Here is a 25,005-nt window from a genome sequence, read left to right as displayed (position 1 = left end):
TGGCCGGACCATTGATCTTTCATGGCATTCGACTGGACAGGCAACCGGCATGAGCACGGCAACGGATGATGGTGTGAAGGCCCAGCCGCTTCTTTCGCTTCGCGGCATCGACATGACATTCGGCGGTGTGAAGGCGCTCAAAAACGTCTCCTTCGAAGTCTTGCCCGGCGAAGTACATTGTCTGGCCGGCGAGAATGGATCCGGCAAGAGCACGTTGATCAAGGTGATATCAGGCGTCTATCGGCCTGCAGACGGCGCTGAGATCGTCTTCGACGGTGAGACGATATCCCACATGACGCCTGCCATGGCCCAGTCCCGCGGCATCCAGATCATCTGGCAGGACCTCGCGCTCTTTCCGGAAATGAGCGTGGCTGAGAATATCGCCTTCCAGACCCTTTCCGGTTCGCGCCCGCGCTTCGTCAATTATGCCGCGATCCGCGGGATAGCCGAGGAAGCGCTCGCCCGGCTCGGCATCACCCTCGACGTCGACAGACCCCTCAAGGACTTCGCCATCGCCCAGCGCCAGATCGTCGCCATTGCCCGCGCGCTGGTCGGAGAGGCCCGGGTCGTCTTCATGGACGAGCCGACCGCATCCCTCACCCAGTCGGAGACCGATCATCTGCTGGCGATCGTGCGCACGCTGTCGGCCTCGGGCGTTGCCGTGGTTTTCGTCAGCCATCGTCTTGCGGAAGTGCTGGAAATCTCCTCTCGCATCACCGTGCTGCGCGATGGCGCACTGGTCGGGGTTTATCCGGTGGAGGGCATGACCCAGTCTAAGATCACCGAGCTGATGACCGGACGCACCTTCGACCAGAACGTTCGAGCCCGCGACGTATCGCAGAACCCGGTCCTGCTCTCCGTCAGCAAGCTTTCCCGGCTCGGCGAGTTCGAGGATATCTCCTTCGATCTGCGCCGTGGGGAGACGCTCGGGATCACCGGCCTGCTCGGCTCCGGGCGCACCGAACTTGCGCTGACGCTGTTCGGCATGCGCCGGCCCGCCGCCGGAACGATCGTGCTGGAGGGAAAGCCGGTGCGCTTTGCCTCCAACCGCGAGGCGATCACATCAGGCGTCGCTTATCTCTCCGAAGACCGCCTTTCGCTTGGTCTCAACCAACCGCAATCCATCGCCGACAATCTGGTCATGGCTTCGCTCAACCGTATCCTGAGTGGCCGGCTCATTTCGCCGGAAAAGAAGCGCTCGCTGGTCGCGCGCTGGATCGCCGATCTCGGCATCAGGATCGGCAAGCAGGACGATGCGATCTCGACGCTTTCGGGCGGCAACCAGCAGCGCGTCGCGATCGCCAAATGGCTCGCCACCGATCCAAAAGTGTTGATCCTCGATGCGCCCACGGTCGGCGTCGATGTCGGCGCGCGCGCCGGCATCTTCGAAATCGTTGCCCGCCTCGCCGAGGCGGGGCTTGCGATCATCCTCATCTCGGACGAGGTGCCGGAGATCTATTTCAACGCCGACCGGATCATCCATATGGAAAAGGGCCGCATCGCCGGCTGGCACGATCCCCGCGCGACCACACTGAAGGACCTGGAGGCGGCGGTCTATGCGTAAGCTGTTCCTGTCCCATACGACGGAATTTGTGCTGTTTGCCGTCATCATCGCGATGAGTATTGTCCTGGCTTTTACGACCGACCGTTTCTTCACGCTCGGCAATGGGTTCGACCTGCTCAATATCAGCGCGGTCAACATCATCTTTGCCGTCGGCCTGCTCGTGGTGCTGATATCAGGCGGGATCGACATCTCCTTCGCCGTCGCAGCCTCGATCGTGCAATATGTCACTGCACTTGCGCTCGAGAGGATCGGCGGCGGCGGATGGGTATCCGGTCTCCTGATTGCGGCCTGCATCGGCATCGTGCTCGGCATGATCAACGCCTTCCTGATCCACCGCTTCCGCATCATCTCGATCGTCGCGACGATCGCGACCTTCAACGTCTATTTCGGCTTGCTGATGTTTTTCACCAAGGGGGTGTCGATCTACAATCTGCCCGACTGGCTGACGAGCCGCGTCATCATCTACGAGCGCGAAATGGCCGATGGGAGCTGGGCTGAGATCACCTTGCCGGTTGTCGTCATGGCCGTCTGCGCGCTCGCCACCTGGTTCTTCATTACCCGCACGACGACCGGCCGGCAGCTCTATGCCTTCGGCGACAATCCGGAAGGCGCGCGCCGCTTCGGCATCAATATCGGCGCCATGCAGTTCATCGCCTTCGGCTGGCTTGGGTTGATGGCAGGCATCGCCGGGCTCATGCAGGCGCATTATGCGCAGGAGGTCGTGCCGAACGCCCTTTATGGGCGCGAGCTCGATGTCCTGGCCGCGGTGGTGCTCGGTGGGGCGCGGCTGGGCGGCGGCAAGGGCTCCGTGCTTGGTTGCGTGCTGGGCGTGCTACTCGTCTCGATCACCCAGAACGGCCTCAACCTGATGGGCGTCTCGCCCTTCGCCTTCAAGATGATCGTCGGCGCAATCATCCTCGTTGCGATCACCTTGTCGAGCGCCCGCATCGGCAATCTGGTGCCGGTGTTTGCGACCCGCAAATCGACCGGTGACAGGCCTGCAGACAGGGGAGAGAGCTGATGAACGCGCCCGCCGCCCGCTTCAACGCCATCTTCGGGGCCGACATGGCCGGTCCCCTCGCCGCGCTGGCGGTGGTGCTTGTCGTCTTCGGTTTCGCTTCGCCGCATTTCCTGACAGGCGCGACCTTCGGCTCGGTCGCCTTTCAGCTTCCCGAGCTTGGCGTCCTGACGCTTGCCATGCTGATGCCGATCCTCACCGGCGGCCTCAACCTTGCAATCACCTTCACCGCCAACATCGCCGGCCTGACGCTCGCCTGGACGCTGCAGGCAAATGGCGGCATCGATGCCGGCCCGGGCGCCTTTTTGCTCGGTTCGGCTCTGGCGCTCGCCGTCGGCGCGGCAAGCGGCCTGGTCATGGGCCTGGTCATCGCCTTTACCCGCGCCCATCCGATCCTCGTTTCGCTGTCGATGATGATCTTCCTGCGCGGCCTCGGCGAATTCCTGACGCGTGGCGGCGATATCTCGGGCTTTCCCACCTTCATCGCTCCGATCGGCCACGGCAGCATTCTCGGCATCCCGGTCCCTTTGTTGATCCTGATCGCCTGCGTGATCGCCAGCCACATCCTGCTCTCGCGCTCCAAGCTCGGCTTTTCCACCTATATGATCGGCTCCAATATCGAGTCTGCCCGGTATTCCGGCCTCAACACCCGCAAGGTCCTGGTGCTGGTCTATATGCTTTCCGGGGTGATGGCTGCTGTTGCCGGCATTATTATGCTTGCGCGGTTCAATTCGGTGCGCGTCGGCCACGGCGAATCCTATCTGCTGATCACCGTGCTCGCCTGCTTCCTCGGCGGCATCAATCCCTTCGGCGGCTTCGGCCGCGTCCTGCCCGTCTTCGTGGCGCTCATCGTGCTGCAGCTTCTCTCTTCGGGGCTCAACCTGCTCGGCGCCAACCAGCACCTCACCACCGCCGTCTGGGGCATCCTGCTCATCGTCGTGATGGTGCTGCGCTGGCTCTCGGCCAAGTTCATCAAAATCGTGAAATAGGAGATACGACCATGGAAGGTTTCGGCGTTCACACCAGCATGTGGACCATGAACTGGGATCGCGCAGGCGCCGACAAGGCGATTGCCGGAGCCGTGCACTACAAGATGGATTTCATCGAGATCGCGTTGCTCAACGCGCCGGCCGTCGATGCCAAACACACCCGCGACCTGCTTGAAAAGAACAAGCTGCGCGCCGTCTGCTCGCTCGGCCTGCCGGAGCACGCCTGGGCCTCCGTCCGCCCGGATGCGGCGATCGAGCACCTGAAGGTTGCGATCGAAAAGACTGCGGAAATGAACGCCGAGGCGCTCTCCGGAGTCATCTTCGGTGGCATTGGCGAGCGCACCGGCCTGCCACCGACGCAAGGCGAATACGACAACATCGCCAAGGTGCTCGACGCAGCAGCAAAACATGCTAGGAAGTACAGCATCCAACTCGGCGTCGAGGCCGTGAACCGCTATGAGAACCACCTGATCAACTCGGCGCAGCAGGCCGTCGACATGGTGGAGCGTGTCGGCGCGGAAAACGTCTTCGTTCACCTCGACACCTACCATATGAATATCGAGGAGAAGGGTGCGGCAAACGGCATCCTGATCAGCCGCGACCACCTCAAATACATCCATCTTTCCGAAAGCGACCGTGGCACGCCGGGCTACGGCAATATTCCATGGGATGCGATCTACGCCGCGCTCGCCGCAATCGGCTTCAAGGGCGGACTTGCGATGGAGAGCTTCATCAATATGCCGCCCGAGGTCGCCTATGGCCTGGCCGTGTGGCGCCCCGTCGCACGCGATATGGAAGAGGTCATGGACAAGGGGCTGCCATTCCTGCGCAACAAGGCGGAACAATACGGTCTCATCTGACCCCAGTTGCCGGATGTCGCCCATTCGGTTGCATCAGCTTTAGATCGAGGCTGATGCTGGCCGTCTGCCATTGGTCACAAGCCGCAACCGTAGCGTTCAGATGGGGTGTTTGGCTGAAGAGATCTCGCCATCGCTGGCAGAGGACCGTGTCGGCGGCCCGCCTCTTCAGCACATCCCCTGAATATCATTTGCCTCGGGCAGGCGAAATGACTGTCAGGAAATATCACACTCGTTGTGATATTGTTATTATTGCTTGTTACATTCCTCCTCCTATGCCATTTTGCCTATTAAAATAAGAGGCTTGAACGGCTCGCGCCCGGGCTCTAGTTTCGAGGAGATGGCGGCATTTCGTTCGACCATCGATATGGGGGAATCTTGGATGGCACGCATTACGCTGAGGCAACTGCTCGACCATGCTGCGGAGGAAGGCTACGGCGTTCCAGCTTTCAACATCAACAACATGGAGCAGGCGCTCGCCATCATGGAGGCCGCCGACGCGTGTCAGGCGCCGGTTATCATGCAGGCGTCGCGCGGAGCCCGCGCCTATGCCAATGACATCATGCTGAAGCACATGATGGATGCCGTCGTTGAAATCTATCCGCATATTCCGGTCTGTGTGCATCTCGATCACGGCAACGATCCCTCAAACTGCATGACGGCGATCCAGGCGGGCTTCACCTCGGTGATGATGGACGGTTCATTGAAGGCGGATGCCAAGACGCCCGCCGACTGGGCCTATAATGTCGGCGTCACCAAAATGGTGACTGATATGGCGCATTTCGGCGGCATCTCGGTGGAAGGCGAACTCGGCGTTCTCGGTTCTCTGGAGACCGGCATGGGCGAGGCCGAGGACGGCCACGGCGCCGAGGGCAAGCTTTCGCATGACCAGTTGCTGACCGATCCGGACGAGGCCGTGAAGTTCGTGCGCGAAACCAAGGTCGATGCGCTCGCCATCGCGATGGGCACATCGCATGGCGCCTACAAGTTCACCCGCAAGCCGGACGGTTCGGTGCTGGCGATGAATGTCATCGAAGAAATTCACCGTAAGCTCCCGAACACGCATCTCGTCATGCATGGCTCGTCCTCGGTCCCGATCGAGCTGCAGGAGATCATCAACAAATATGGCGGCCAGATGAAGCCGACATGGGGAGTGCCGGTCGAGGAAATCCAGCGCGGCATCAAGAACGGCGTGCGTAAGGTCAACATCGACACCGATGGCAGAATGGCGATGACCGGTCAGATCCGCCGCGTGCTGCAGGAGGACCCAAGCGAGTTCGACCCGCGCAAATATCTGAAGCCGGCAATGACGGCGCTGACCAAGCTCTGCAAGGAGCGCTTCGAACAGTTCGGCACTGCCGGCATGGCCGGCCGCATCACGCCCCTTCCCGTTTCGGAAATGGCGAAGCGTTACAAGTCCGGTTCCCTCGATCCGGCTTTCTCCTGAAACGCTCTAGCCCAACGCCGGGCGGGGTGCCTTTTCCGGCTCGGCGGCGGCAGGCTTGCCCGTCAGCGTTTGGCCGTGGAAACGGCTCAGCTGGCTGACAACCCCCTGGATTTCGCTGGTCGTTCGTTCGCCACTCCAGCCGAGCGCCGCCTCGGCAACGCCGGCGATTTCCCGCAAGCCTGCGAGCGTCAACCGACCCTCGATCGCAAGCGTCGTGCGACGCATCACGATGTCCGACAGGTGGACGACGAGCTCGTTCCGGGCGATCCAGTCGATCTCCCGGAGACTGTAACGTGCAGCACCCGTCAGGCGCTGTTCGTCGGAATAGCTTGAAGGGGAGGAAAGCAGGGCCACAGCCGTCGTGCCGTATCGGCCGAGCAGTTCGTCGGCACGTTCGGCGCCAATGCCGCTGCGCGCCGCGGCATCGCTGATCCAGGCGTTACGCTGCTTAGCATCCGCCGGAAAGGCCTTGCCGCCGCCGATCGCCAGATAGCGTGTCGACTGGCTGCGGCGGCGTTGCAGCCGGGAGAGAACGGTGTCGGCGACCTCTTCCGCAAAGCCGCGGAACGTCGTCCACTTGCCTCCGACCAGCGAAATGACCGGAAAAGGTCTGCCGTCCTCGGGTTCCTTCACCGGCGCGGAGTGGTCGCGGCTGATCAGCCCCGGCGCGGTCGCATCCGATGCCGGCAGCGGGCGGATGCCGCTATAGCTGTAAACGATCTGATCACGATCGAAGCGAAGGGTTGGCAGCAGCGAGCGGATGCTTTCGAGGAAATACTCCGTTTCCGGCTCCTCGCAGGAGACATTGTCCGGATCACCTGCCGGAATGTCGGTCGACCCGACCAGTGCCAGCCCGAGATAGTCGTAGACCAGGCAGATGCGGCCGTCGTCGGCCTCGAAATAGATCATGTGGCCGTTGAGGCTTCGCACCAATTCGGGATGGTCGAGCAGGATATGGGAACCCTTGGTGCCGCCGATCAGGTGCGATGGAGCGCCGAGCAAAGTGTTGACCTGATCGATCCAAGGACCTGCCGCATTGACGACCAGCTTGGGAGCAACGGTGACATCGTGGCCATCGGGCTGGCGGAAGGTCAAACGCCCGTCTGAAACGGCAGCCAGTGTCGCGAAATTTGCCGCGAGGCTCCCCGCATTCGCATCGAGACCATCGCTCACGAGCTCATAGACGAGCCGCTCCGGCCTGCTGATCTTGGCATCGTAATAGATGCCGCCGGCGACGATGGCGGGGGTAATATGCGGCATCTCCTTGCGCGCCTGTTTCTTCAGAATCAGCCGGTGGCGCGGCATGACCTGGTCGCGCGAACCGAAAAAGTCGTAGAGCCGAAGCCCGATCTTGATGAGAACCGCGCCACGGCTGCGTGGCGCCGTCTTCGACCCGAAGAGCGTCCGGATCGCTGCCCAGATGCCGCGCGTCCAGGAAAAGACCGGAATGAAGGTCGGCAGTGGTTCGACGCAATGCGGCGCATTCTTGAGCAGGAGGTTGCGCTCAAGCGTCGACTGCGCAACCAGTCCGAACTCGCCCGTTTCCAGATATTTCAGGCCGCCGTGAATGAGCCGCGATGGTGCGGCGCTTGTGCCGGAGCCAAAGTCGGCCTTGTCGACGATCAGGCAGTTGACACCCTGTAGCGAGAGGTCGCGGAACAGGCCGGCGCCGTTGATGCCCGCCCCGATGATCAAAACGTCGATATCGTTCTCGCCGAGGTTCGAGAAGCGCTGCTGCAAATCGGGGGTCATGCTCGTCGTCCTAAATCGCCCGCCGCAGCAGGCATCTGTCTTTTCAGTTTGCCGGGTGCTCCGGCGCAAGCGCGGAAATCTTCGGCCAAAGGGGGATCATCACGTCGGCAATGTCGCGGAACACCTGGTAACGCTTTTCATAATCCGTGCTGCGCGCCGCATCCGGCCGGAAAGTCTTCGCGATGGAAGCGGTGTCGCGCGGATCGCTCTGCGGATCGGCGAAGATACCGGCGCCCGACCCGGCACAAAGCGCAGCACCCCAGGCGGCCGCCTCATCCGTCTCTGTTACCGTGACCGGCATGCCAAGCACATCGGCAAACATCTGCACGACGGCAGGATTGCGCGAGACGCCACCGGCGAGCCGCGCCTGATCGAAGGCAAAGCCGTCGCGAAGCGCGTCGACATGGATGCGATGATTGAAAGCGATACCCTCTAGCACGGCGCGCAGCATGTCACCGCGGTCGTGCCATCCACCGAGCCCGAAGAAGCCGGCGCTCGCCGTCGCGCCATAAGGCGAGCCGAACAGATAGGGATGGAAGAGCGCGGTCGAGGGGCGCTCGAAGGCGGCCGCGATCTCGGGCGCCAGCAGGGCGTGGATCGAGTTACCTTGCACGTCGCCATTCTTCCGTTCGGCAGCGCAGAGCGTGTCCAGAAACCAGTCATAATTCGCTGTCGATGCCGGGGAGATCGACATGCTGTTCCAGATGCCGGGTGCAATCCCGTTGCGGCAGAACCAGCGCCGGTCGACACGCGGTTCCGACGAAAGCGTCTCGTTGATCGAATAGGTCCCGGCAATGACCGCGACAACGCCTTTGGCATAGCCCCCTGCCCCGAGCGCCGAGGCCGTGACGTCGTGCAGACCGGCAACGACAGGCGTTCCTTCGGCAAGGCCCGTCTGTTGCGCGGCTTCACGGGTCACGCGTCCGACGATCTGGTCGGAGCGCGAGGCTGGCGGCAGGGCGTGGACGAGATCCTGCAAGCCAAACAGCCGCAGGGCATCTTCACTGTAGTTCTGCGTTTTGACATTGGTGAAGGAGGTGCTGGCTTCGGTGCGGTCCGTACCGATGATCCCGGTCAGGCAGAACCGCAGCCAGTCCTTGCAGCTGCAGAAATGGCCAATGCGCTTGTAGCGCTCAGGCTCCACTTCGCGGATCCAGGCAAGCAATGCCGATGGCGCGGAGACATGCGGGATCTGCCCCGTCAGTTCGATCGCCAGGTCGGCGACATCGCTCTCCATCCACCGGTCGACGATTGCCCCTGCCCGGCTGTCCAGCGAGAGAATGGCCCGGCCGAGCGGCTTTTGGGTGTGATCGAGCAGGTAGATGCCGTCTCCATGCGCGGTAGCGGCAATGCCCTCTATGTCGCTTGCCGGCCGTCCGCTGAGTGAAATCGCTTCGCGGATGGCATCGGCCGTCGCGTTCCACAATTCATCCATGTCGCGCTCGATATGGCGGGCCTTCGGAATGAACTGCGTGACACGGCGACGCGCGGCTGCAAGCGGCGTGCCGTCGATATCGAAGATGACCGCCTTGGTGACTGTCAAACCACTATCGATCCCGAGCAGTGTCGGCATTTTAAATTTACCTCACGAGGAGCAACGGGCCGGCGCCGTCAGGAGCGCCCTCCGGCGCCCTTGGCGATGACCACGTTGATATCTCTGGACCGCATGCGGTCGATGTGCACCGGCTGGGTCTTGTCGTCGACTATGACGACGTCGAACTCATCCAGTGCTGCGAAACTGTGGAGCGCACGCCGTTCGAACTTGGTATGATCGGCAAGCAGGATGCGTTTTACGGAACAATCGAACATGGCGCGCTTGGTATCGACTGTCTCAGGAGACTGGTGCAGCACCGTGCCCTCGCTGATCGCCGACATCGAGATGAACGCGACATCGGCCCTGAGAGCCTTGATCTCGTTGATGGTCATGCGACCCATGAAGGCATTGCACCAATTGTAATACTGGCCGCCGAGGGCGAGTAGCGTCACGTCGTGCAGGCCCGTCAGCGCATTCATCAGGGTCAGGGAATTGGTAATTGCGGTGACCGGCGCCTTCGAAGGCAAATGTGCCGCCATCTGAAGAACCGTGGTCGAGTCGTCGAAAAAAATTGCCTGCCCCGGTTCGACGAATTGCATTGCCGCCTCGGCGATCAGCTTCTTTTCGGTTGACTGACGGTTCGAGCGGTAGACGTCGCTGGATTCGATGAGATTGGTCGCCGCCGCAGTGACGATACCGCGCGTCTTCCTGAAGAGGCCGCGGCTGACGAGTTCATCGACATCGCGGTGAGCCGTCATCAGGCTGATCCCAAAGCGGTCCGTCAGGTCTTCAATCCGCATCGAGCCTTCACCCATCACGGCCTCTGCAATCATGCGGCGGCGCGCGATCTGGCGCGTCTGCCGGCTGTCGCTGGTGAGCTGGTCCAACAGATCGTCGTCCCGGCTGGTCTTCTGTGTCACGGGTCACCCCTGTCGCTGAATTATGGATCCCAGCTTCGTACAGTGATTGCCGCGCCAAGGCAAAAAGGCGAAGCGCAACCGCGGATTGAACCGCAGACCATCGCTTCCAGCATGAAAATGAGGGCGCTCTTGCGAGCGCCCTTTACCGTTTACTGCGCCAGAACGAACGGGCCGGTGTACTTGTCGATGTTGTCCTTGGTGATCAACAGGCAATCGAAGAGCTGTTTTTCGCTCTTGGCGCCGGTGTTACCCGTCTTGATCAGGTTGTCGGCCTGCTTGACGGCTTCTTCGGAGAAGACGGCAACCGGTTGGAGGACGGTGTATTGGAGTTCGCCCGCCTTGATGGCGGCAACGGCATCCGGCGAACCGTCGAAGCCGCCGACCTTCACATTGGCGAGCTTGCCGGCTTCCTTGAGCGCGGCGATCGCACCGAGCGCCATTTCGTCATTGCCCGAGATGACGCCGACGATATCCGGGTTGGCCTGCAGCATGGACTGCATCTTGTTGTGGCCCTGGGTGCGGTCCCAGTTGGCAACTTCCTTGGCGACCTTCTTCAGATCCGGATACTGCGAAAGGACAGTCTCGTAGCCATTCGACCGCGTTGCCGCGTTGTTGTCGGACGGAGCGCCGAAGAGTTCGGCATAGTTGCCCTTGTCGCCGATCGCTTCGACCCATTGTTGCGCGCCGAGGGCGGCACCCTGTGCGTTGTTGGAAACAAGCTGCGCCTTGGCCAGGCCTTCCTGGTTGATTTCGGCATTGACGAGGATGACCGGGATGCCGGCAGCAACGGCCTTCTTGACCGCACCGACGGAACCGTCGGCGTTTGCCGGGTCGAGGATGATCGCCACCGACTTGTTGGTGATCGCCGTGTCGATCAGGTTGCTTTCGGTATTGGTGTCACCCTTGTGGGCGTTGACCGAGGCCGTGTAGCCCAGCTTTTCGGCGGTTGCCTTTGCGACATTGCCTTCCGTCAGCCAGTATGGATTCGACGGATCGTTGACGATGATCGTCATCATGCCCGCTGCCCAAGCCGAGCTTGCAAGAAGCGGTGCTACGGCCGCGGCGGCCAGAAGTATGCGCATGCCTTTCTTAAACATAGTCTCTCTCCCATTCGTGAGCTCAGTTATTGCCGGTGATCCGGCGTTGCTTTCCCCAATCGGCTTTCCTGGAGTCCAGCCTGCCGTCGTGGATAAGTTTCGGTCGCAGCCGTCAGGACGATTTGACCCGGCGGCCGTATTGGATGCTGTTCATGAGGACGGCGAGAACGATCACAGCGCCGGTGAATACGGTCTGCCAGTAGGCCGAGACGCCGATGATCACGAGGCCGTCCGAAAGGAAGCCGATAACGAAGGCGCCGAGCATGGTGCCGCGGACCGTCCCGCGGCCGCCGGTCAGCGCCGCACCGCCGATGACCACGGCTGCGATCGCCGTCAGTTCGTAGGTTGTGCCTGCCGTCGGACCGGCTGAGGTCAGCTGCGAGGAGAGGACCAGGCCGGCAATCGCAGCGCAGACGCCCGAAAGCACATAGACGATGATCTTCACGCGCTTGACCGGGACGCCGGAGAGGTCGGCGGCTCGCTCGTTACCGCCTGAGGCGTAGAGCCAGCGGCCGAAGGCGGTGCGGCTCAGCACGATGCCGCAAATGATCGCGAGAACCGCAAGCACGATGACGCCGATCGGAATGCCTGCGAGCCGGTTGAAGCCGAGCCAGTCGAAGCCGGTATTGCCGAGTTCCGGACGGCCACCAAGATTGTTGTAGGTCAGGCCGTTGGTCATCAAGAGCGCGATACCGCGGGCCACGTAGAGCACGCCGAGCGAGGCGACGAAGGCCGGCACCTTGAGATAGGCGATCAGCACGCCATTGACCGCACCGACCAGCGCACCGAGCGCACATGTGATGACGACGACGGCCCAGACCGGCGGATAGAGGATGACGCCGAAATAAGTGAGCGTGACGCCCTGCATCAGGAAACCGGCGATGCAGCCTGCAAGCCCAAGCGTCGAGCCGACCGACAGATCGATGCCGCCATTCAGGATGACGAGCAGCATGCCGATCGCCAGAATGCCGAAGATCGCGACGTGCGACGCCATGATCAGGAAGTTGTTCAGGGTGAAGTAATAGGGCGACAGGAACGAGAAGACCGCGATGATGACGATCAGCGCGAAGAAGGCCCGGCCCTCCAGAATGAGACGCACGATATTGGTATTGCGCTTCTGCCCACTGGAAACTGATTTCTTTTCGGTGATGTTCGTGACTGACATAATCAGTGCTCCATAATCCAGGCTAGTGCGCGACCACGGCTTCGCCGGAGGCGGCCATGATCTTTTCCTTGGTGACATCCGAGCCGAACTCGGCCGATATCCTGCCGCGATGCATGACGATGATGCGGTGCGCGATGCTCAGGCATTCATTGACTTCGGACGTCGAATAGATGACCGCCAATCCCTGCTTGGCGCGCTCCGCGAGCAATTTGAAAACTTCCGCCTTGGCGCCGATGTCGATGCCGCGGCTTGGCTCATCGAGCAGGATGACCTTCGGCTGGGTTGCCAGCATCTTGCCGATGACGACCTTCTGCTGGTTGCCGCCGGAGAGCGAGCCGATCGAAGCTGCACCGCCATCGGTTTTCACATGCACCCGCCGGATCGCGTCATTGACGAGATCGCGCTCGCGATGGCCGGAGGTGAAAAGCCCTTTGGTGAAGGCGCGGATACTCGCAAGCGACAGATTGGAGCCGACCGTCATCGTCTGGACGAGACCGTCGCGCTGGCGATCTTCGGGCACGAGCACGAGACCGCTGGCAATGCGCCCGGCGATGCTGAGCCCACTGACGTCCTGTCCTTCGAGCAGAACCTGTCCGCCACTTGCGCGCAGACGTCCGGCAATACACTCGAGCAGTTCCGTGCGCCCGGCGCCCATCAGACCGTAGATGCAGACGATCTCGCCGGCACGCACCTTGAGAGACAGACGATCGACTGCATTATAGGCAGCGCCGGAGGGACCGGGGACACAGAGATTTTCGATGGAAAGCGAGACGTTTCCGAACTGGTGAGCTTGCGGCGGGCTGCCGAGGTCGAAATTCTCGCCGACCATGTTGCGGACGATCCACTCGAGATCGATATCCTTGCGCTCGGCATAGGCTGTCATGTTTCCGTCGCGCAGAACGACGGCGTGATTGGTGATCTGCAGCGCCTCTTCCAGATGATGCGAGATGTAGACGATCGACACGCCGCGACTCGTCAGATCGTGGATGACCTTGAAGAGCACTTCCACCTCGGTCGCGCTCAGCGCCGAGGTCGGCTCGTCCATGATCAGGATGCGCGAATTGACGGAGAGCGCCCGGGCAATTTCGACGATCTGCTGCTGGCCGAGGCGAAGATCCTCGACGCGCGTCAGTGGATCGATGTCTTCCTCGAGCTCCTCCATCAGCGCGCGGGTCTGACGCGCCTCTTCCGCGAAATCGACAACACCGCCCTTGATGATCTCCCGGCCCATGAAAATATTGTCGCGCACACTGAGATTGGGCGCGAGGCTGAGCTCCTGGTGAATGATGGAGATCCCGCACTCGCGGGCATGGGTCGACGAGGTAAAGCTGATCGGCGAGCCATCGAGAATGATCTCGCCGGAGCTTGGCTGCGCGACACCGGAAAGGATCTTCATCAAGGTCGACTTGCCCGCGCCATTCTCCCCGAATAGCGTTGTGACTTGGCCCCGATGGATGTCGAAGTTCACTCCCTTGAGGGCGTGAACGCTGCCGTAGGATTTTGCGATATTGCGGGCAGCGAGGACGACCTCGCCTATCGCCCCGTTGCTGCGTTGCGGCTGGTTCATTTGAGCTCGACCTTCACCGGCGTGACCAGCCAGTTCTTCGGGTTGATGAGCTTGAAAACGCCGACGACGGTCGCCTGCTTTCCGCCCAGGGCATCAGCATCCAGGCCCGTGAAAACCGCCTTCTTCATCTCGTTATTGATGGCCGAGCCGGCATCCTGATACTGGATCTGGTTGGTAAACTGGCCGAATTCGATGGTGCCGGTTGCATCGCGGAGGTCCGTGCCGTTGACCGCAGGGCCGGTCTGGACACGGACCACCGTCTCGGGAGGCAACCCATCGATCTTCATTTCGTTGGTGTTCGACTTGCGGGCGCCGAAAACGCCGGTCAGCGTGACGGGAATAACCGGGCCGGTGCTCGTTGCGGTGCCGTATTTCTCGGCCGCCGCCTTCTTGTCGGCGGCAATGGCGGCCGCGAGATCGGCGGCCGCAACGGCCCGCTCTTCGACATTCGCCTTGATCTTCGGGAACTGCTCGGCGCCGAAGGTTTCCGGAGAGAATACCTGCTGCCGGACATCGTTTTCGGAGCCGATCCTGACGACCGTCGTATCGAACGCGATCGCTGCAACGACGATGACCGCCAACGCCGCGCTGACAAGGAGCGTGCGATTGCCGCTGCTCGGCTTTGATGCTGGATAATCGGGCGAAGTACTCATGTCCGGACGGCCTTGGCTTGGAATGGCGAGATGGAGAGGGTTAGCGCGATGATGATCGCTGGTGTGCTGAAGCATTGCGTCGCACCGGAACAGATGCCGGCGGGCCGCCCGCAAGAGCGCAACTCTGGACGAAAATTCGCATCGGAAGCCTCCTCAACAAGACCGGCGCTTGTCTCCTCCAACCGCCTGGATCTGTAAATTCTCCATCAGGAAGAGCACTTCCGTGATAGAAGTATGTTATTTATGCCGCAAATGATGTTATAAATTTTATGAGCTGTCAACGGCGCTTCCGCGGTATCTCGATTAAAATGCACGATCTCACATCTTGTTTATCATGCTGCGCTGCAGCAGAAAGGGGCGGCAAATGCTAACATCTTCACGCACGTCATTCGATTGCGTTACGGCTGTATATAGCTGATTTTAAATCAATAGTTTGCACGTTGAGCTTCGCGGGCGCTGCCGTTTCCAATGCCGCACGGCAATCGCTGGGCGGCACAAGCTTAACTTCCGTACCCTTCTATTTTAGATGAAAAAAATTACATCGCTAGAAAAATCTTACTGGCATTATGGTATCTTTATGTTATATTTTCAAGCGAGCTTAGGAGGTTCGGCTGCGCGCTCGATCTGGGTTAAAAACCGAAGTTGGCAGCCGGATGCATCATGCCAGACGAGTTGAGGGATCGGGAGGACTGCAGATGAATTTGATGCGCGTATTGCCCGCCGTGACACTTGCTAGGATGGCGAGATAAGCCTGCAATGACATCGACCGAGAAGATCATCATTGGGATAGATGCCGGCACCTCGGTCATCAAGGCGGTCGCCTTCGATCTGTCCGGCCGCCAGCTCGCCACGGCCTCCGTTCGCAACCGATACGCGACCGGAGACGATGGTTCGGCAACGCAGTCGCTGGATCGGACCTGGCTCGATTGCGCCAGCGCGTTGCGTGGCCTTGGCGAAAAAGTCCCCGACCTCGCATCACGCACCGCAGCCATCGCCGTCACCGGACAGGGCGACGGCACATGGCTCGTCGGCCGCGGCAACAGGCCGGTTGCCGATGCTTGGCTGTGGCTCGACGCGCGCGCCGCGCCGACAGTGACGTCGCTGGCCGGCGGGGCGCAGAACCGTGCCCGCTTCGAGGCAACGGGAACCGGCCTCAACACGTGCCAGCAGGGCGCGCAACTCGCCCATATGGACCGCTTCACGCCGGACCTTCTCGATCGAGCGGAGACGGCGCTGCACTGCAAGGACTGGCTCTATCTCAACCTCACAGGCGTGCGGGCAACCGATCCATCGGAGGCGAGTTTCACCTTCGGCAATTTCAGAACGCGCCAGTATGATGCGGTCGTGATCGACGCGCTCGGCCTTGACCACCGACGGGGGCTCCTGCCCGAAATCATCGACGGCAGCGAGATCAGCCACCCGCTGACATCGGAGGCGGCGAAGGCCTGCGGGCTTCTTGCCGGAACGCCGGTCTGCCTCGGCTATGTCGACATGGTGATGACGGCGCTTGGTGCAGGCGTGCGCAGCGGCGCTCGCAACGCCGCCTGCTCGACGATCGGCTCGACCGGCGTGCATTTGCGCGCCAAGTCCGTTGCCGACGTTCAGCTCAATCGGGAGGGCACCGGCTATGTGATCGCCCTGCCCATTCCCGGCATCGTCACTCAGGTCCAGACGAATATGGGCGCCACGATCAACATCGACTGGATCCTCGATGTCGCCGCCTATCTCATGGCCGAGGCGGGCAAGCCTGCTTCGCATGCAGACCTCATTGCGCGCATCGACGGCTGGTTTGCAGAAAGCCGACCGGGGTCGGTGCTTTACCATCCCTACATTTCCGAAGCGGGCGAACGTGGTCCTTTCGTCAACGCCAATGCGCGCGCGGGCTTCACCGGGCTTTCGATGCGTCACGGCTTCCCCGACCTGCTGCGCAGCGTGATCGAAGGGTTGGGGCTTGCCACCCGCGACTGCTACTCGGCGATGGGCGCGATGCCCGAAGAGCTGCGGGTCACCGGCGGGGCAACACGCTCCGTCGCCCTTCGCCACTCACTTTCGGCCGCCGTCAACGCACCGATCCGCCAGTCGCGCCGCGAGGAGACAGGGGCGGCCGGCGTGGCGATGATGGCCGCGGTGGCTGTCGGCGTCTATTCCAGCATGGACGATTGCATTGACGACTGGGTGACGCCGCTGCTCGGCGATCCGGAGATACCGGATGCCAGCGAGGCCCACCGGTTCGACCGGCTTTTTTCTGCCTACACCGATGTACGCCAGGCAATGGCGCCCGCCTGGGACAAGCTTGCCGAAGCCGCAACGACGTCGCCGGTGGGCGCGTAATTCTGATGCAGCAGGCATCGAAGGAGCATGACATGACCGAACCCGAACTCCTGGATCTCTTCGTCATCGGCGGAGGCATCAACGGCGCGGGGATAGCACGCGATGCTGCCGGCCGCGGCCTGAAGGTCGTGCTGTGCGAAAAGGACGACCTGGCCCAGGGAACCTCGTCGCGCTCGGGCAAGCTGGTGCATGGAGGTCTGCGTTACCTCGAATATTACGAATTCCGCCTGGTGCGTGAGGCGCTGATCGAGCGTGAAGTGCTGCTCAACGCCGCGCCGCATATCATCTGGCCGATGCGCTTCGTCCTGCCGCACAGCCCTGAGGATCGCCCCGCATGGCTCGTGCGGCTCGGCCTCTTCCTCTACGATCATCTCGGCGGCCGCAAGAAGCTGCCCGGGACCCGAACGCTCAATCTGCTCCGCGACCCGGAAGGCACGCCGATCCTCGATCAATACACACGCGGCTTTGAATATTCCGATTGCTGGGTCGACGACGCCCGCCTCGTGACCTTGAATGCGGTCAGCGCAGCGGAAAACGGCGCTCTGGTGCTGACCCGCTCGCCGGCCGTGTCGGCCCGTCGCGAGAACGGCGGTTGGACCGTAGTCACGAAAAGCAACACCACGGGAGAGACGCGAACCTTCCGCGCCAAATGTCTGGTGAACTGCGCCGGCCCCTGGGTGATGGACATCATCAATCGCGTCGCCGGATCGAACTCCGGCCGCAACGTCCGCCTCGTCAAGGGCAGCCACATCATCGTGCCGAAGTTCTGGGCAGGCGCCAATGCCTATCTGGTGCAGAACCACGACAAACGCGTCATTTTCATCAATCCCTACGAGGGCGACAAGGCGCTGATCGGGACGACCGATATCGCTTACGAAGGCCGGGCCGAGGATGTTGCCGCCGACGAGACGGAGATCGAGTATCTGCTCCAGGCGGTCAATCGCTATTTCAAGGAAAAGCTGCGTCGCCACGACGTGCTGCACAGCTTCTCCGGCGTGCGCCCGCTGTTTGACGATGGAAAGGGCAACCCGTCCGCCGTTACCCGCGACTATGTCTTCGATCTCGACGAGACAGGCGGCGCTCCGCTGCTCAACGTCCTCGGCGGCAAGATCACCACATTCCGCGAGCTCGCCGAACGCGGCATGCAGCGCCTGAAGCATATCTTCCCGAACATGGGAGGCGACTGGACGGAGAAGGCGCCACTGCCCGGCGGCGAAATTCCGAATGCCGATTACGAGACCTTCGCCAACAGCCTGCGCGATATCTATCCCTGGATGCCGCGCAAACTCGTGCATCACTACGGCCGTCTCTATGGCGCCCGCGCCAGGAACGTGGTTGCCGGCGCGACAGGTATGGAAGGGCTTGGGCGGCATTTCGGCGGTCAGCTCTATGAGGCCGAGGCCCGCTATCTCGTCGCCACGGAATGGGCCGAAACGGCCGAGGACATCCTCTATCGCCGCACCAAACACTACCTCCATCTGAACGAAGCGGAGCGCGCGGCCTTTGGCGAGTGGTTTGCTTCCACCCGCCTTGCCGCCGCCTGAAGGATGCCGCCATGCCGCTGACCCTTTCGCTCAATACCAATCCGCTGGTGAACCGCTTCGCCGACCCAGACGATCTGATCGACACGGTTGCGCATGACTTGCGGATCCGCGACCTCCAACTGACCCACGAGTTCATCAATCCGAGCTGGCAAGCGCCGGTGATCCGCCGCCTGACGCGCACGATGAGCGCTGCGCTGAAGCGCACGGGGGTGCGGGTTACCTCGGGAATGACGGGCCCCTATGGGCGCCTCAACCATTTCGGACATCCGGATGCCGATGTGCGCCGCTACTACGTCGACTGGTTCAAGACCTTTGCCGACATCACCGCCGATCTCGGCGGCCATTCGGTCGGCACGCAATTTGCGATCTTCACCTATAAGGACTTCGACGATCCGGCCAGACGCGAGGAACTGATCAAGACCGCCATCGATTGTTGGGCCGATGTCGCCGAGCATGCGCGCGCCGCAGGCCTCTCCTACATGTTCTGGGAGCCGATGAGCATCGGCCGCGAGTTCGGCGAGACGATCGGCGCCTGCCTGTCGCTGCAGGAGCGGCTGACAGCCGCCGGAATGGCCATCCCGATGTGGATGATGGCCGACATCGATCATGGCGATATCACCTCTGCCAACCCCGACGACTACGACCCCTATGCCTGGGCGCGCGCCGTCCCACCGGTATCGCCGATCATCCACATCAAACAGAGCCTGATGGACAAGGGCGGGCACCGGCCCTTTACCGCCGAATTCAACGCCAAGGGCCGCATCCAGCCGGCACCTCTGCTCCAGGCGCTGGCCGAAGGTGGGGCGAAGGACAATGAAATCTGCCTGGAACTCTCCTTCAAGGAACGCGAGCCGAATGATCGCCAGGTCATCCCGCAGATCGCCGAAAGCGTCGCCTTCTGGGCGCCGCATATCGACACCGGCGTCGCTGACTTGAACATCTGAGGCGGAGATCTTTAAAAGGCAGCACTGCGATACGGCGGAATCGCCGCATGACCTTCGAAAAGGAGCCGTGATGACGGACGCCGATGATACGCTTGCCGTGCGTGCTGCCTGGCTTCATTATGCCGGTGGCCTGACGCAGTCCGACGTTGCGCGCCGCCTCGGCGTGCCGTCGGTAAAGGCCCATCGCCTGATCGCCAGAGCGGTTGCCGATGGCGTCGTCAAAGTTACCATCGACGGGGATATCGTCGAATGCGTCGAACTGGAGATGCGGCTTTCGGAACGGTTCGGGCTTCAATATTGCGAGGTCGCCCCCGATCTCGGCGAGGAAGGCTTGCCGCTGCGCGCGCTCGGCCATGCCGGCGCCGGCTATCTCAAGCGCGAGATCGAGCGCGGCGACAATACGGTCATCGGCCTTGGTCATGGCCGCACGCTTTCCGCTGCCGTGCAATATATGCCGAGGGTGAGTGCGAAGAACCTGCGCTTCGTCTCTTTGCTTGGCGGGCTGACACGAAACTACGGCGCCAATCCCTATGACGTGATGCATCGCATTGCCGAAAAGACCGGCGCCCATGCCTATGTCATGCCGGTTCCCTTTTTCGCCAATACCGGCGAGGATCGCGAAGTGCTGAAGGCGCAGCGTGCCGTCAAGGAAGTCTTCGATCTTGCCAATAATGCCGATCTGAAGCTCGTCGGCCTGGGAACTGTCGATGCCGAGGCGCAGCTGGTTTTGTCCGGCATGGTCGAACCCGGTGAAATCGACGACATCGCTGCCGCGGGCGGCGTCGGCGAAATCCTCGGTCATTTTTTCGACGCCGACGGCCATATCCTCGACACCGCGCTGACGGCGCGCACGCTCTCCGCGTCTTTTCCCAAGACCAAGAAAGAGCGGCTCGTGGCGCTGGCGGGCGGACAGTCGAAAGTGGCGGCCATCCGGGCAATTCTGAATAGCCGCCGTCTTTTCGGGCTGATCACCGACGAACGAACCGCGCAGGCGCTGCTGAAGTAGCTATGGAAACACAACAATATTTTATCGCAAAATCACATAATAAATGTTGATTATCACGCATACTCCGTTATCTTAACATCAAATGAGGTGGAGACCGGGATGAGGCGGGAAGAGCGGCAGCAGTTGATCGTCAACCTGCTCGTCGAAAACAAGACCGTCGATCTCGACGATCTTGCCGATCGCTTCACCGTGTCAAAGATGACGATCCATCGCGATCTCGACGATCTCGAGCAGGCGGGCGTCCTGCGCAAGGTTCGCGGTGGCGCGACCATTGATGCCGGAACGCAGTTCGAAAGCGACTTCCGCATTCGCGAGCGCCAAGGCAGCGAGGCAAAGCTGGCAATGGCTGAGACCGCGCTGGAACTGGTCGAGCCGGGAATGACGGTGATGGTAAACGACGGCTCGATGGCCGCCGTGCTCGGCGAAATGCTGCTGCAGAAGCGGCCGCTGACGTTGATCACCAACAATGCGGCGATCATGGAGCGGCTGAAAGGCGAAACAGGCATCACGCTGATCGCGCTCGGCGGCATCTACTCGGCCAAATTCAACGCCTATCTCGGGGTTGTTACCGAGGAGGCACTGTCGCGGCTGAGAGCCGACATCGCCTTCATTTCGACGCCGGCCGTCAGCGGCGGGCGCGCCTATCACATGGACGATAACGTCGTGCGCGCCAAACGGGCGATGATCGCGTCATCGACCAGGACTTGCCTTCTGGTCAACCATCAGCGCATCGGCCACACCGCCTTGCATGTCATGGCGGATCTAGCCGACTTCGACGCGATTATCACCGACAGCGCACCGGATGCTGCTGTCCTGGAGGAATTCGAGCAGGCGGGCATTACGCTCACCATCGCATCAACGCAGGATCCGACATGACCGAAAAGCCGCGCTTCTGGATTGGCACCAGCTGGAAGATGAACAAGGCGCTTGCTGAAGCCGAGCATTTCGCCCGCGGCCTCGAGGCTGTCGATGCCGCCCGCGAGCCGCGTATCCAGCGCTTTGTGATTCCGCCCTTCACAGCGGTGCGCGAGGTCAAGTCGCTGCTTGCCAAGACCTCGGTGAAGGTCGGCGCCCAGAACATGCATTGGGCCGACCAGGGCGCCTGGACCGGCGAAGTCTCGCCGGTAATGCTGAGGGACTGCAATCTCGATCTCGTGGAGCTCGGCCATTCCGAGCGGCGCGAACATTTTGGAGAGACCGACGAGACTGTGGGTCTGAAGACCGAAGCGGCCGTTCGCCACGGTCTCATTCCTCTGATCTGCATTGGCGAGACGCTTTCCGACCGCGAAAGTGGAAAGGCTGCCGAAATCCTCGCAACCCAGGTGCGCGGCGCGCTTTCGAAACTTTCGGGCGCCCAGAAAGGCGCCGAAATCCTGCTGGCCTACGAGCCGGTCTGGGCGATCGGCGAGAAGGGCATCCCGGCGACTGCGGATTATGCGGATGCCCGCCAGTCTGAAATCATCGCCGTTGCCGAAACTGTGCTGGGCCGGAAGATCCCCTGCCTTTATGGCGGGTCGGTCAACCCGCAGAACTGCGAAGAACTGATTTCGAGCCCGCATATCGACGGGCTCTTCATCGGCCGTTCGGCCTGGAATGTCGAAGGCTACCTCGACATCCTGGCCAAATGCGCCGCCAAACTCTGAGGAGAAAGACAATGAAACTTGCCATTGCAGGAGACAGCGCCGGCGAAGGCCTCGCCAAGATCCTGGCCGACCATTTGAAAGAGCGCTTTGACGTGTACGAAGTCTCGCGCACGAGCGCCGGTGCCGATCCTTTCTACGCCAACCTCTCGGATCGCGTTGCCTCGGGCGTCATCGACGGCACCTACGACAAGGCGATCCTCGTTTGCGGCACCGGCATCGGCGTCTGCATCTCGGCCAACAAGGTTCCGGGCATCCGCGCAGCCCTGACGCACGACACCTATTCTGCCGAGCGTGCCGCGCTTTCCAACAATGCGCAGATCATCACCATGGGAGCCCGCGTCATCGGAACCGAGCTTGCAAAGTCGATCGCTGACGCGTTTCTTGCCCAGACCTTCGACGAGAATGGCCGCTCTGCCGGTAACGTCAAGGCCATGGATGATCTCGACGCGAAGTACAGCGCCCGTTGAAGAATGGGACGACTGCTCGGCCCGATCCAGATCCGGCAGCGATTTCGGGCCGGAGGCACCGACACGTTAAGTCGTTGAATTGAGATTCGTTTCGACTCGGAACAATCGGCCGAATGATTCGGTTGAGTCGCGTTGTTGCCATCGAAGCGAAGAAGAAGCAGATGAAAAGGCCGTACAGGGCAAAGCCCAAGAGGGAAAAGCAAGGGCCGGCACCGAGCAATGTCATCAGAACCATGAATGTTCTGCGCAACTCGGTCGACGCCGAAATCCAGCCGGGGAGGCGTCGGACATACTCATGAAGCGCCCGCGCCGCCCCATTCTACCCTTGCTCGACGAATCTCGCTCAACGCTGCAGTCTCGTCCGATCCGCAAGCGCGACCCCGACCAGCCCAGTCTGCCCTTCGATCCAATGCCGTCGCGCGTCGAGCCCTGCCTTGCGCTGCTGAAGCCGACCGTGCCCGTGGGACCGGACTGGCTCTACGAGGTGAAGCTGGATGGCTATCGATTGGCAATCCACGTTGAGCCGAAAGGGGTGCGGGTCCTCACCCGCGGTGGCCATGACTGGACCCACCGCTTCCCCACCATCGCCGCCGCAGCGAAAAAGCTTGGCGTGACGACTGCCATTCTCGATGGCGAGGCGGTTGTACTCGATGATCATGGCCGATCGGATTTTGGCGCCCTGCAGCGCTCGCTCGGCGGGCGGAGCGGCAGGCGTGTCTCGACCGAGTCGATCCTCGTCGCCTTCGACCTTCTTTATCTCGATGGACACGATCTGACAGGCACCGAGCTTGACGTACGCCGGCACCTGCTCGAAGATCTGATACCGGGCGACGATCAGGCGATCCGCATTTCCGAAGAAATAGAACTGCCGGCCGAAGACCTTCTCGAGCACGCCTGCCATCGTCATCTGGAAGGCATTATCGCCAAGCATCGCGACCGGCCCTACGGCAGTGGCCGCACGGGCGACTGGCTGAAGATCAAATGCGTCCAGAGCGAGAGCTTCATGATCGTCGGGTATGAGCCGTCGGCATCCGCCCGCGGCGGCATCGGCAGGCTGCTGTTGGCCGGCAGACGAGGCCTCGACTGGATTTACGTTGGCTCCGTCGGAACCGGTTTCGGTACGAGCGATGCTGAATACCTGAAAAAGACGCTGGATCGGTTGAAGACGAGCCGGCCCGTTGTTCCCCTGAAGGGCAAGCGCCTCGTCCTCGTGCAGCCGACGCTGATCGCCGAGATCGAGTTTCGCGGCTGGACGGATGATGGCAATCTCCGCCACGCCGCGTACAAGGGGCTGCGCGAGGTGCAGGACAACGCCGCTGTCTTCGATATGACCTACATCTGATTTCAGCAGGTAAAACGCCGATCAGAGACTCTCCAGAAGAAGCCCAAAACTGGGCCGCCATTCGAATATATCGACGCTCGCGTAAACGCCGGAGCGGACGAAGGGGTCTCCTGCGCTGAACGCCTCGAACTCGGCGAGCGTTTCGACTTGCGCCATCACGATTGCGGTGGAACCCTTGCCCTCCGCCGGCGGTGCGGAAGGTCCGGACAGCAGGATGCGGATCGCCGCGCCATGCAGATAGGCCTTGTGCTCATCGAGCAATCGGGAGCGTTCGGCAGCCTTGCCGGGGTCGGATATCGCGTAGCGGGCTACGATCATTGTCTATTCTCCACCGGCGTCAGCACGAAATCGAAATCGGAGCGCCAGATCGTCGGATGATCGACACGCTCGAAAGGCGCGATCAGGCTGCTTTTGACGCCAAAAACCGTATCGGATTGCAGATAGGGATCGTCGCCGACAAAAGTGTGGGTTACGAGCTTCTGATAACCTGAAGCGGTGATCAGGTAATGGGTATGGGCAGGACGGTAGGGATGGCGGCCGAGGGACGTCAACATCTGGCCGACCGGGCCATCATCCGGGATCGGATAGGAAACCGGCTTTATGCCGACGAAGCTATAGGTGCCATCTGCGCCGGTGATGAAAATGCCCCGGTTGTTCCACTTCGGCTGGATATCCGGCTGCTGGACGTCGTAGAAGCCATCGGAATTATCCGACCATACATCGATCCGGGCTCCCTCGATCGGATTGCCGTCAAGATCCAGCACCCGGCCGATGAAGAGACAGCTCTCGCCCTTGCCGTCGAGCGAGATGTTTTCACCCATCTGCCGTACGGGCGCCCCTTCGACATGGAATGGTCCGAACACCGTATTTTCCGTGGCGCCTGTCGGGCGCCGGTTGTTGATCGCATCCACCAGCATCGACAGACCCAGCGTATCGCTGAGCAGGATGAACTCCTGTCGCTCGTCATGACAGAGATGGCCGGTACGGGTCAGGAAGCCGATGACCAGCTCCCATTCCTCCTGGGTCAGGCTGATATCCTTGGCAAAGGCATGCAGGTGCTTGACCAGCGACGCCATGACTTCGGCAAGGCGCGGATCAATGCCCTGCCCCATCCGCGAGTTGACGGCTTCCACGGATCTCTCTTCGCTGAAATATTCAGGCACGT

The 25,005-nt window shown here is 61.4% G+C and carries 22 protein-coding genes; 13 read left to right on the top strand and 9 right to left on the bottom strand.

Annotated features, from left to right (window positions below; all coding sequences use genetic code 11):
* The first annotated feature begins 49 nt into the window (after positions 1-49).
* The 5 genes from FFM53_RS25790 (at position 50) to fba (ending at position 5,875) form a co-directional block, all read left to right on the top strand.
* A complete protein-coding gene (locus FFM53_RS25790; RefSeq protein ID WP_138388928.1) occupies positions 50-1,564 on the top strand; it encodes a sugar ABC transporter ATP-binding protein in 1,515 nt (504 codons plus the stop codon).
* Positions 1,557-2,585, top strand: coding sequence for an ABC transporter permease (locus tag FFM53_RS25785; RefSeq protein ID WP_138388929.1), 1,029 nt, complete (start codon positions 1,557-1,559; stop codon positions 2,583-2,585). The genes FFM53_RS25790 and FFM53_RS25785 overlap by 8 nt, the downstream gene beginning before the upstream one ends.
* Complete coding sequence (locus tag FFM53_RS25780; RefSeq protein WP_138388930.1) at positions 2,585-3,571, top strand: ABC transporter permease; 987 nt, start codon at positions 2,585-2,587, stop codon at positions 3,569-3,571. Before FFM53_RS25785 ends, FFM53_RS25780 begins: the two co-directional genes overlap by 1 nt.
* An 11-nt stretch (positions 3,572-3,582) precedes the next feature.
* Entirely contained in the window at positions 3,583-4,431 is an 849-nt protein-coding gene (locus tag FFM53_RS25775) for a sugar phosphate isomerase/epimerase family protein (RefSeq protein WP_138388931.1), read from the top strand.
* 379 nt (positions 4,432-4,810) lie between these two features.
* Positions 4,811-5,875, top strand: coding sequence for a class II fructose-bisphosphate aldolase (gene fba / locus FFM53_RS25770; protein ID WP_018245682.1), 1,065 nt, complete (start codon positions 4,811-4,813; stop codon positions 5,873-5,875).
* 6 nt (positions 5,876-5,881) lie between these two features.
* Here the strand turns inward: fba and FFM53_RS25765 are convergent, their stop codons facing one another.
* The 7 genes from FFM53_RS25765 to FFM53_RS25735 form a co-directional block, all read right to left on the bottom strand.
* Positions 5,882-7,627 (bottom strand): glycerol-3-phosphate dehydrogenase/oxidase, encoded by a 1,746-nt coding sequence (locus FFM53_RS25765; protein ID WP_138388932.1) that lies wholly within the window; start codon positions 7,625-7,627, stop codon positions 5,882-5,884.
* 43 nt (positions 7,628-7,670) lie between these two features.
* Positions 7,671-9,200: an FGGY-family carbohydrate kinase gene (locus FFM53_RS25760; RefSeq protein WP_138388933.1), complete on the bottom strand. Its 1,530-nt coding sequence runs from the start codon at positions 9,198-9,200 to the stop codon at positions 7,671-7,673.
* Between the two features lie 38 nt (positions 9,201-9,238).
* Complete coding sequence (locus tag FFM53_RS25755; protein WP_138332981.1) at positions 9,239-10,081, bottom strand: DeoR/GlpR family DNA-binding transcription regulator; 843 nt, start codon at positions 10,079-10,081, stop codon at positions 9,239-9,241.
* A 149-nt stretch (positions 10,082-10,230) separates the two neighbouring features.
* Positions 10,231-11,178 carry a D-ribose ABC transporter substrate-binding protein gene (locus FFM53_RS25750; RefSeq protein WP_003550839.1) on the bottom strand — a complete coding sequence of 316 codons (948 nt, stop codon included), beginning with the start codon at positions 11,176-11,178 and terminating at the stop codon, positions 10,231-10,233.
* Positions 11,179-11,290: 112 nt separating this feature from the next.
* Positions 11,291-12,343 (bottom strand): ABC transporter permease, encoded by a 1,053-nt coding sequence (locus tag FFM53_RS25745; protein ID WP_138388934.1) that lies wholly within the window; start codon positions 12,341-12,343, stop codon positions 11,291-11,293.
* Positions 12,344-12,365: 22 nt separating this feature from the next.
* On the bottom strand, positions 12,366-13,910 hold the full coding sequence (locus tag FFM53_RS25740) for a sugar ABC transporter ATP-binding protein (RefSeq protein ID WP_138388935.1): 1,545 nt from the start codon (positions 13,908-13,910) through the stop codon (positions 12,366-12,368).
* Positions 13,907-14,563, bottom strand: coding sequence for a DUF2291 domain-containing protein (locus FFM53_RS25735; RefSeq protein ID WP_138388936.1), 657 nt, complete (start codon positions 14,561-14,563; stop codon positions 13,907-13,909). The genes FFM53_RS25740 and FFM53_RS25735 overlap by 4 nt, the downstream gene beginning before the upstream one ends.
* A gap of 756 nt (positions 14,564-15,319) precedes the next feature.
* Between FFM53_RS25735 and FFM53_RS25730 the strand changes: the two genes are divergently transcribed.
* The 8 genes from FFM53_RS25730 to ligD all read left to right on the top strand — a co-directional run bounded on the left by FFM53_RS25730 (position 15,320) and on the right by ligD (position 23,840).
* Entirely contained in the window at positions 15,320-16,894 is a 1,575-nt protein-coding gene (locus FFM53_RS25730; RefSeq protein ID WP_246413284.1) for an FGGY-family carbohydrate kinase, read from the top strand.
* Between the two features lie 32 nt (positions 16,895-16,926).
* The gene (locus FFM53_RS25725) at positions 16,927-18,438 is read left to right on the top strand and encodes a glycerol-3-phosphate dehydrogenase (protein ID WP_138388938.1); all 1,512 of its coding nucleotides are present in this window, start codon (positions 16,927-16,929) and stop codon (positions 18,436-18,438) included.
* 11 nt (positions 18,439-18,449) lie between these two features.
* The gene (locus tag FFM53_RS25720) at positions 18,450-19,382 is read left to right on the top strand and encodes a sugar phosphate isomerase/epimerase family protein (protein ID WP_138388939.1); all 933 of its coding nucleotides are present in this window, start codon (positions 18,450-18,452) and stop codon (positions 19,380-19,382) included.
* A gap of 70 nt (positions 19,383-19,452) precedes the next feature.
* On the top strand, positions 19,453-20,388 hold the full coding sequence (locus FFM53_RS25715) for a sugar-binding transcriptional regulator (protein ID WP_018480514.1): 936 nt from the start codon (positions 19,453-19,455) through the stop codon (positions 20,386-20,388).
* A 99-nt stretch (positions 20,389-20,487) separates the two neighbouring features.
* Positions 20,488-21,264: a DeoR/GlpR family DNA-binding transcription regulator gene (locus FFM53_RS25710; RefSeq protein ID WP_017991649.1), complete on the top strand. Its 777-nt coding sequence runs from the start codon at positions 20,488-20,490 to the stop codon at positions 21,262-21,264.
* Positions 21,261-22,031, top strand: coding sequence for a triose-phosphate isomerase (locus FFM53_RS25705; protein WP_138388940.1), 771 nt, complete (start codon positions 21,261-21,263; stop codon positions 22,029-22,031). The genes FFM53_RS25710 and FFM53_RS25705 overlap by 4 nt, the downstream gene beginning before the upstream one ends.
* An 11-nt stretch (positions 22,032-22,042) precedes the next feature.
* The gene (gene derI, locus FFM53_RS25700) at positions 22,043-22,498 is read left to right on the top strand and encodes a D-erythrulose-4-phosphate isomerase (protein WP_017996196.1); all 456 of its coding nucleotides are present in this window, start codon (positions 22,043-22,045) and stop codon (positions 22,496-22,498) included.
* Positions 22,499-22,793: 295 nt separating this feature from the next.
* On the top strand, positions 22,794-23,840 hold the full coding sequence (gene ligD / locus FFM53_RS25695) for a non-homologous end-joining DNA ligase (protein WP_138388942.1): 1,047 nt from the start codon (positions 22,794-22,796) through the stop codon (positions 23,838-23,840).
* A 21-nt stretch (positions 23,841-23,861) separates the two neighbouring features.
* Here ligD and FFM53_RS25690 read toward each other — a convergent pair whose 3' ends face one another.
* Together FFM53_RS25690 and FFM53_RS25685 are read right to left on the bottom strand one after the other, a co-directional pair.
* Positions 23,862-24,158 (bottom strand): YciI family protein, encoded by a 297-nt coding sequence (locus tag FFM53_RS25690; RefSeq protein WP_138332998.1) that lies wholly within the window; start codon positions 24,156-24,158, stop codon positions 23,862-23,864.
* On the bottom strand, positions 24,155-25,003 hold the full coding sequence (locus FFM53_RS25685; protein ID WP_138388943.1) for a dioxygenase family protein: 849 nt from the start codon (positions 25,001-25,003) through the stop codon (positions 24,155-24,157). Before FFM53_RS25685 ends, FFM53_RS25690 begins: the two co-directional genes overlap by 4 nt.
* Between the last annotated feature and the right edge of the window lie 2 nt (positions 25,004-25,005).

This window comes from Rhizobium indicum, assembly GCF_005862305.2.
Lineage (GTDB): Bacteria > Pseudomonadota > Alphaproteobacteria > Rhizobiales > Rhizobiaceae > Rhizobium > Rhizobium indicum.
The sequence above is the reverse complement of the archived record's forward strand: the minus strand, read 5'-3'. Positions and strand labels throughout refer to the sequence as shown.

Bases quoted from the DNA above. Each gene is read 5' to 3' on its own strand.
- FFM53_RS25760 (WP_138388933.1), bottom strand. From the start codon at position 9,200: ATGCCGACACTGCTCGGGATCGATAGTGGTTTGACAGTCACCAAGGCG.
- FFM53_RS25730 (WP_246413284.1), top strand. From the start codon at position 15,320: ATGACATCGACCGAGAAGATCATCATTGGGATAGATGCCGGCACCTCG.
- FFM53_RS25740 (WP_138388935.1), bottom strand. From the start codon at position 13,910: ATGAACCAGCCGCAACGCAGCAACGGGGCGATAGGCGAGGTCGTCCTC.
- FFM53_RS25785 (WP_138388929.1), top strand. From the start codon at position 1,557: ATGCGTAAGCTGTTCCTGTCCCATACGACGGAATTTGTGCTGTTTGCC.
- ligD (WP_138388942.1), top strand. From the start codon at position 22,794: ATGAAGCGCCCGCGCCGCCCCATTCTACCCTTGCTCGACGAATCTCGC.
- derI (WP_017996196.1), top strand. From the start codon at position 22,043: ATGAAACTTGCCATTGCAGGAGACAGCGCCGGCGAAGGCCTCGCCAAG.
- FFM53_RS25720 (WP_138388939.1), top strand. From the start codon at position 18,450: ATGCCGCTGACCCTTTCGCTCAATACCAATCCGCTGGTGAACCGCTTC.
- FFM53_RS25780 (WP_138388930.1), top strand. From the start codon at position 2,585: ATGAACGCGCCCGCCGCCCGCTTCAACGCCATCTTCGGGGCCGACATG.
- FFM53_RS25775 (WP_138388931.1), top strand. From the start codon at position 3,583: ATGGAAGGTTTCGGCGTTCACACCAGCATGTGGACCATGAACTGGGAT.
- FFM53_RS25710 (WP_017991649.1), top strand. From the start codon at position 20,488: ATGAGGCGGGAAGAGCGGCAGCAGTTGATCGTCAACCTGCTCGTCGAA.
- FFM53_RS25790 (WP_138388928.1), top strand. From the start codon at position 50: ATGAGCACGGCAACGGATGATGGTGTGAAGGCCCAGCCGCTTCTTTCG.
- FFM53_RS25735 (WP_138388936.1), bottom strand. From the start codon at position 14,563: ATGAGTACTTCGCCCGATTATCCAGCATCAAAGCCGAGCAGCGGCAAT.
- FFM53_RS25705 (WP_138388940.1), top strand. From the start codon at position 21,261: ATGACCGAAAAGCCGCGCTTCTGGATTGGCACCAGCTGGAAGATGAAC.
- FFM53_RS25750 (WP_003550839.1), bottom strand. From the start codon at position 11,178: ATGTTTAAGAAAGGCATGCGCATACTTCTGGCCGCCGCGGCCGTAGCA.
- FFM53_RS25715 (WP_018480514.1), top strand. From the start codon at position 19,453: ATGACGGACGCCGATGATACGCTTGCCGTGCGTGCTGCCTGGCTTCAT.
- FFM53_RS25745 (WP_138388934.1), bottom strand. From the start codon at position 12,343: ATGTCAGTCACGAACATCACCGAAAAGAAATCAGTTTCCAGTGGGCAG.
- FFM53_RS25725 (WP_138388938.1), top strand. From the start codon at position 16,927: ATGACCGAACCCGAACTCCTGGATCTCTTCGTCATCGGCGGAGGCATC.
- FFM53_RS25690 (WP_138332998.1), bottom strand. From the start codon at position 24,158: ATGATCGTAGCCCGCTACGCGATATCCGACCCCGGCAAGGCTGCCGAA.
- fba (WP_018245682.1), top strand. From the start codon at position 4,811: ATGGCACGCATTACGCTGAGGCAACTGCTCGACCATGCTGCGGAGGAA.
- FFM53_RS25765 (WP_138388932.1), bottom strand. From the start codon at position 7,627: ATGACCCCCGATTTGCAGCAGCGCTTCTCGAACCTCGGCGAGAACGAT.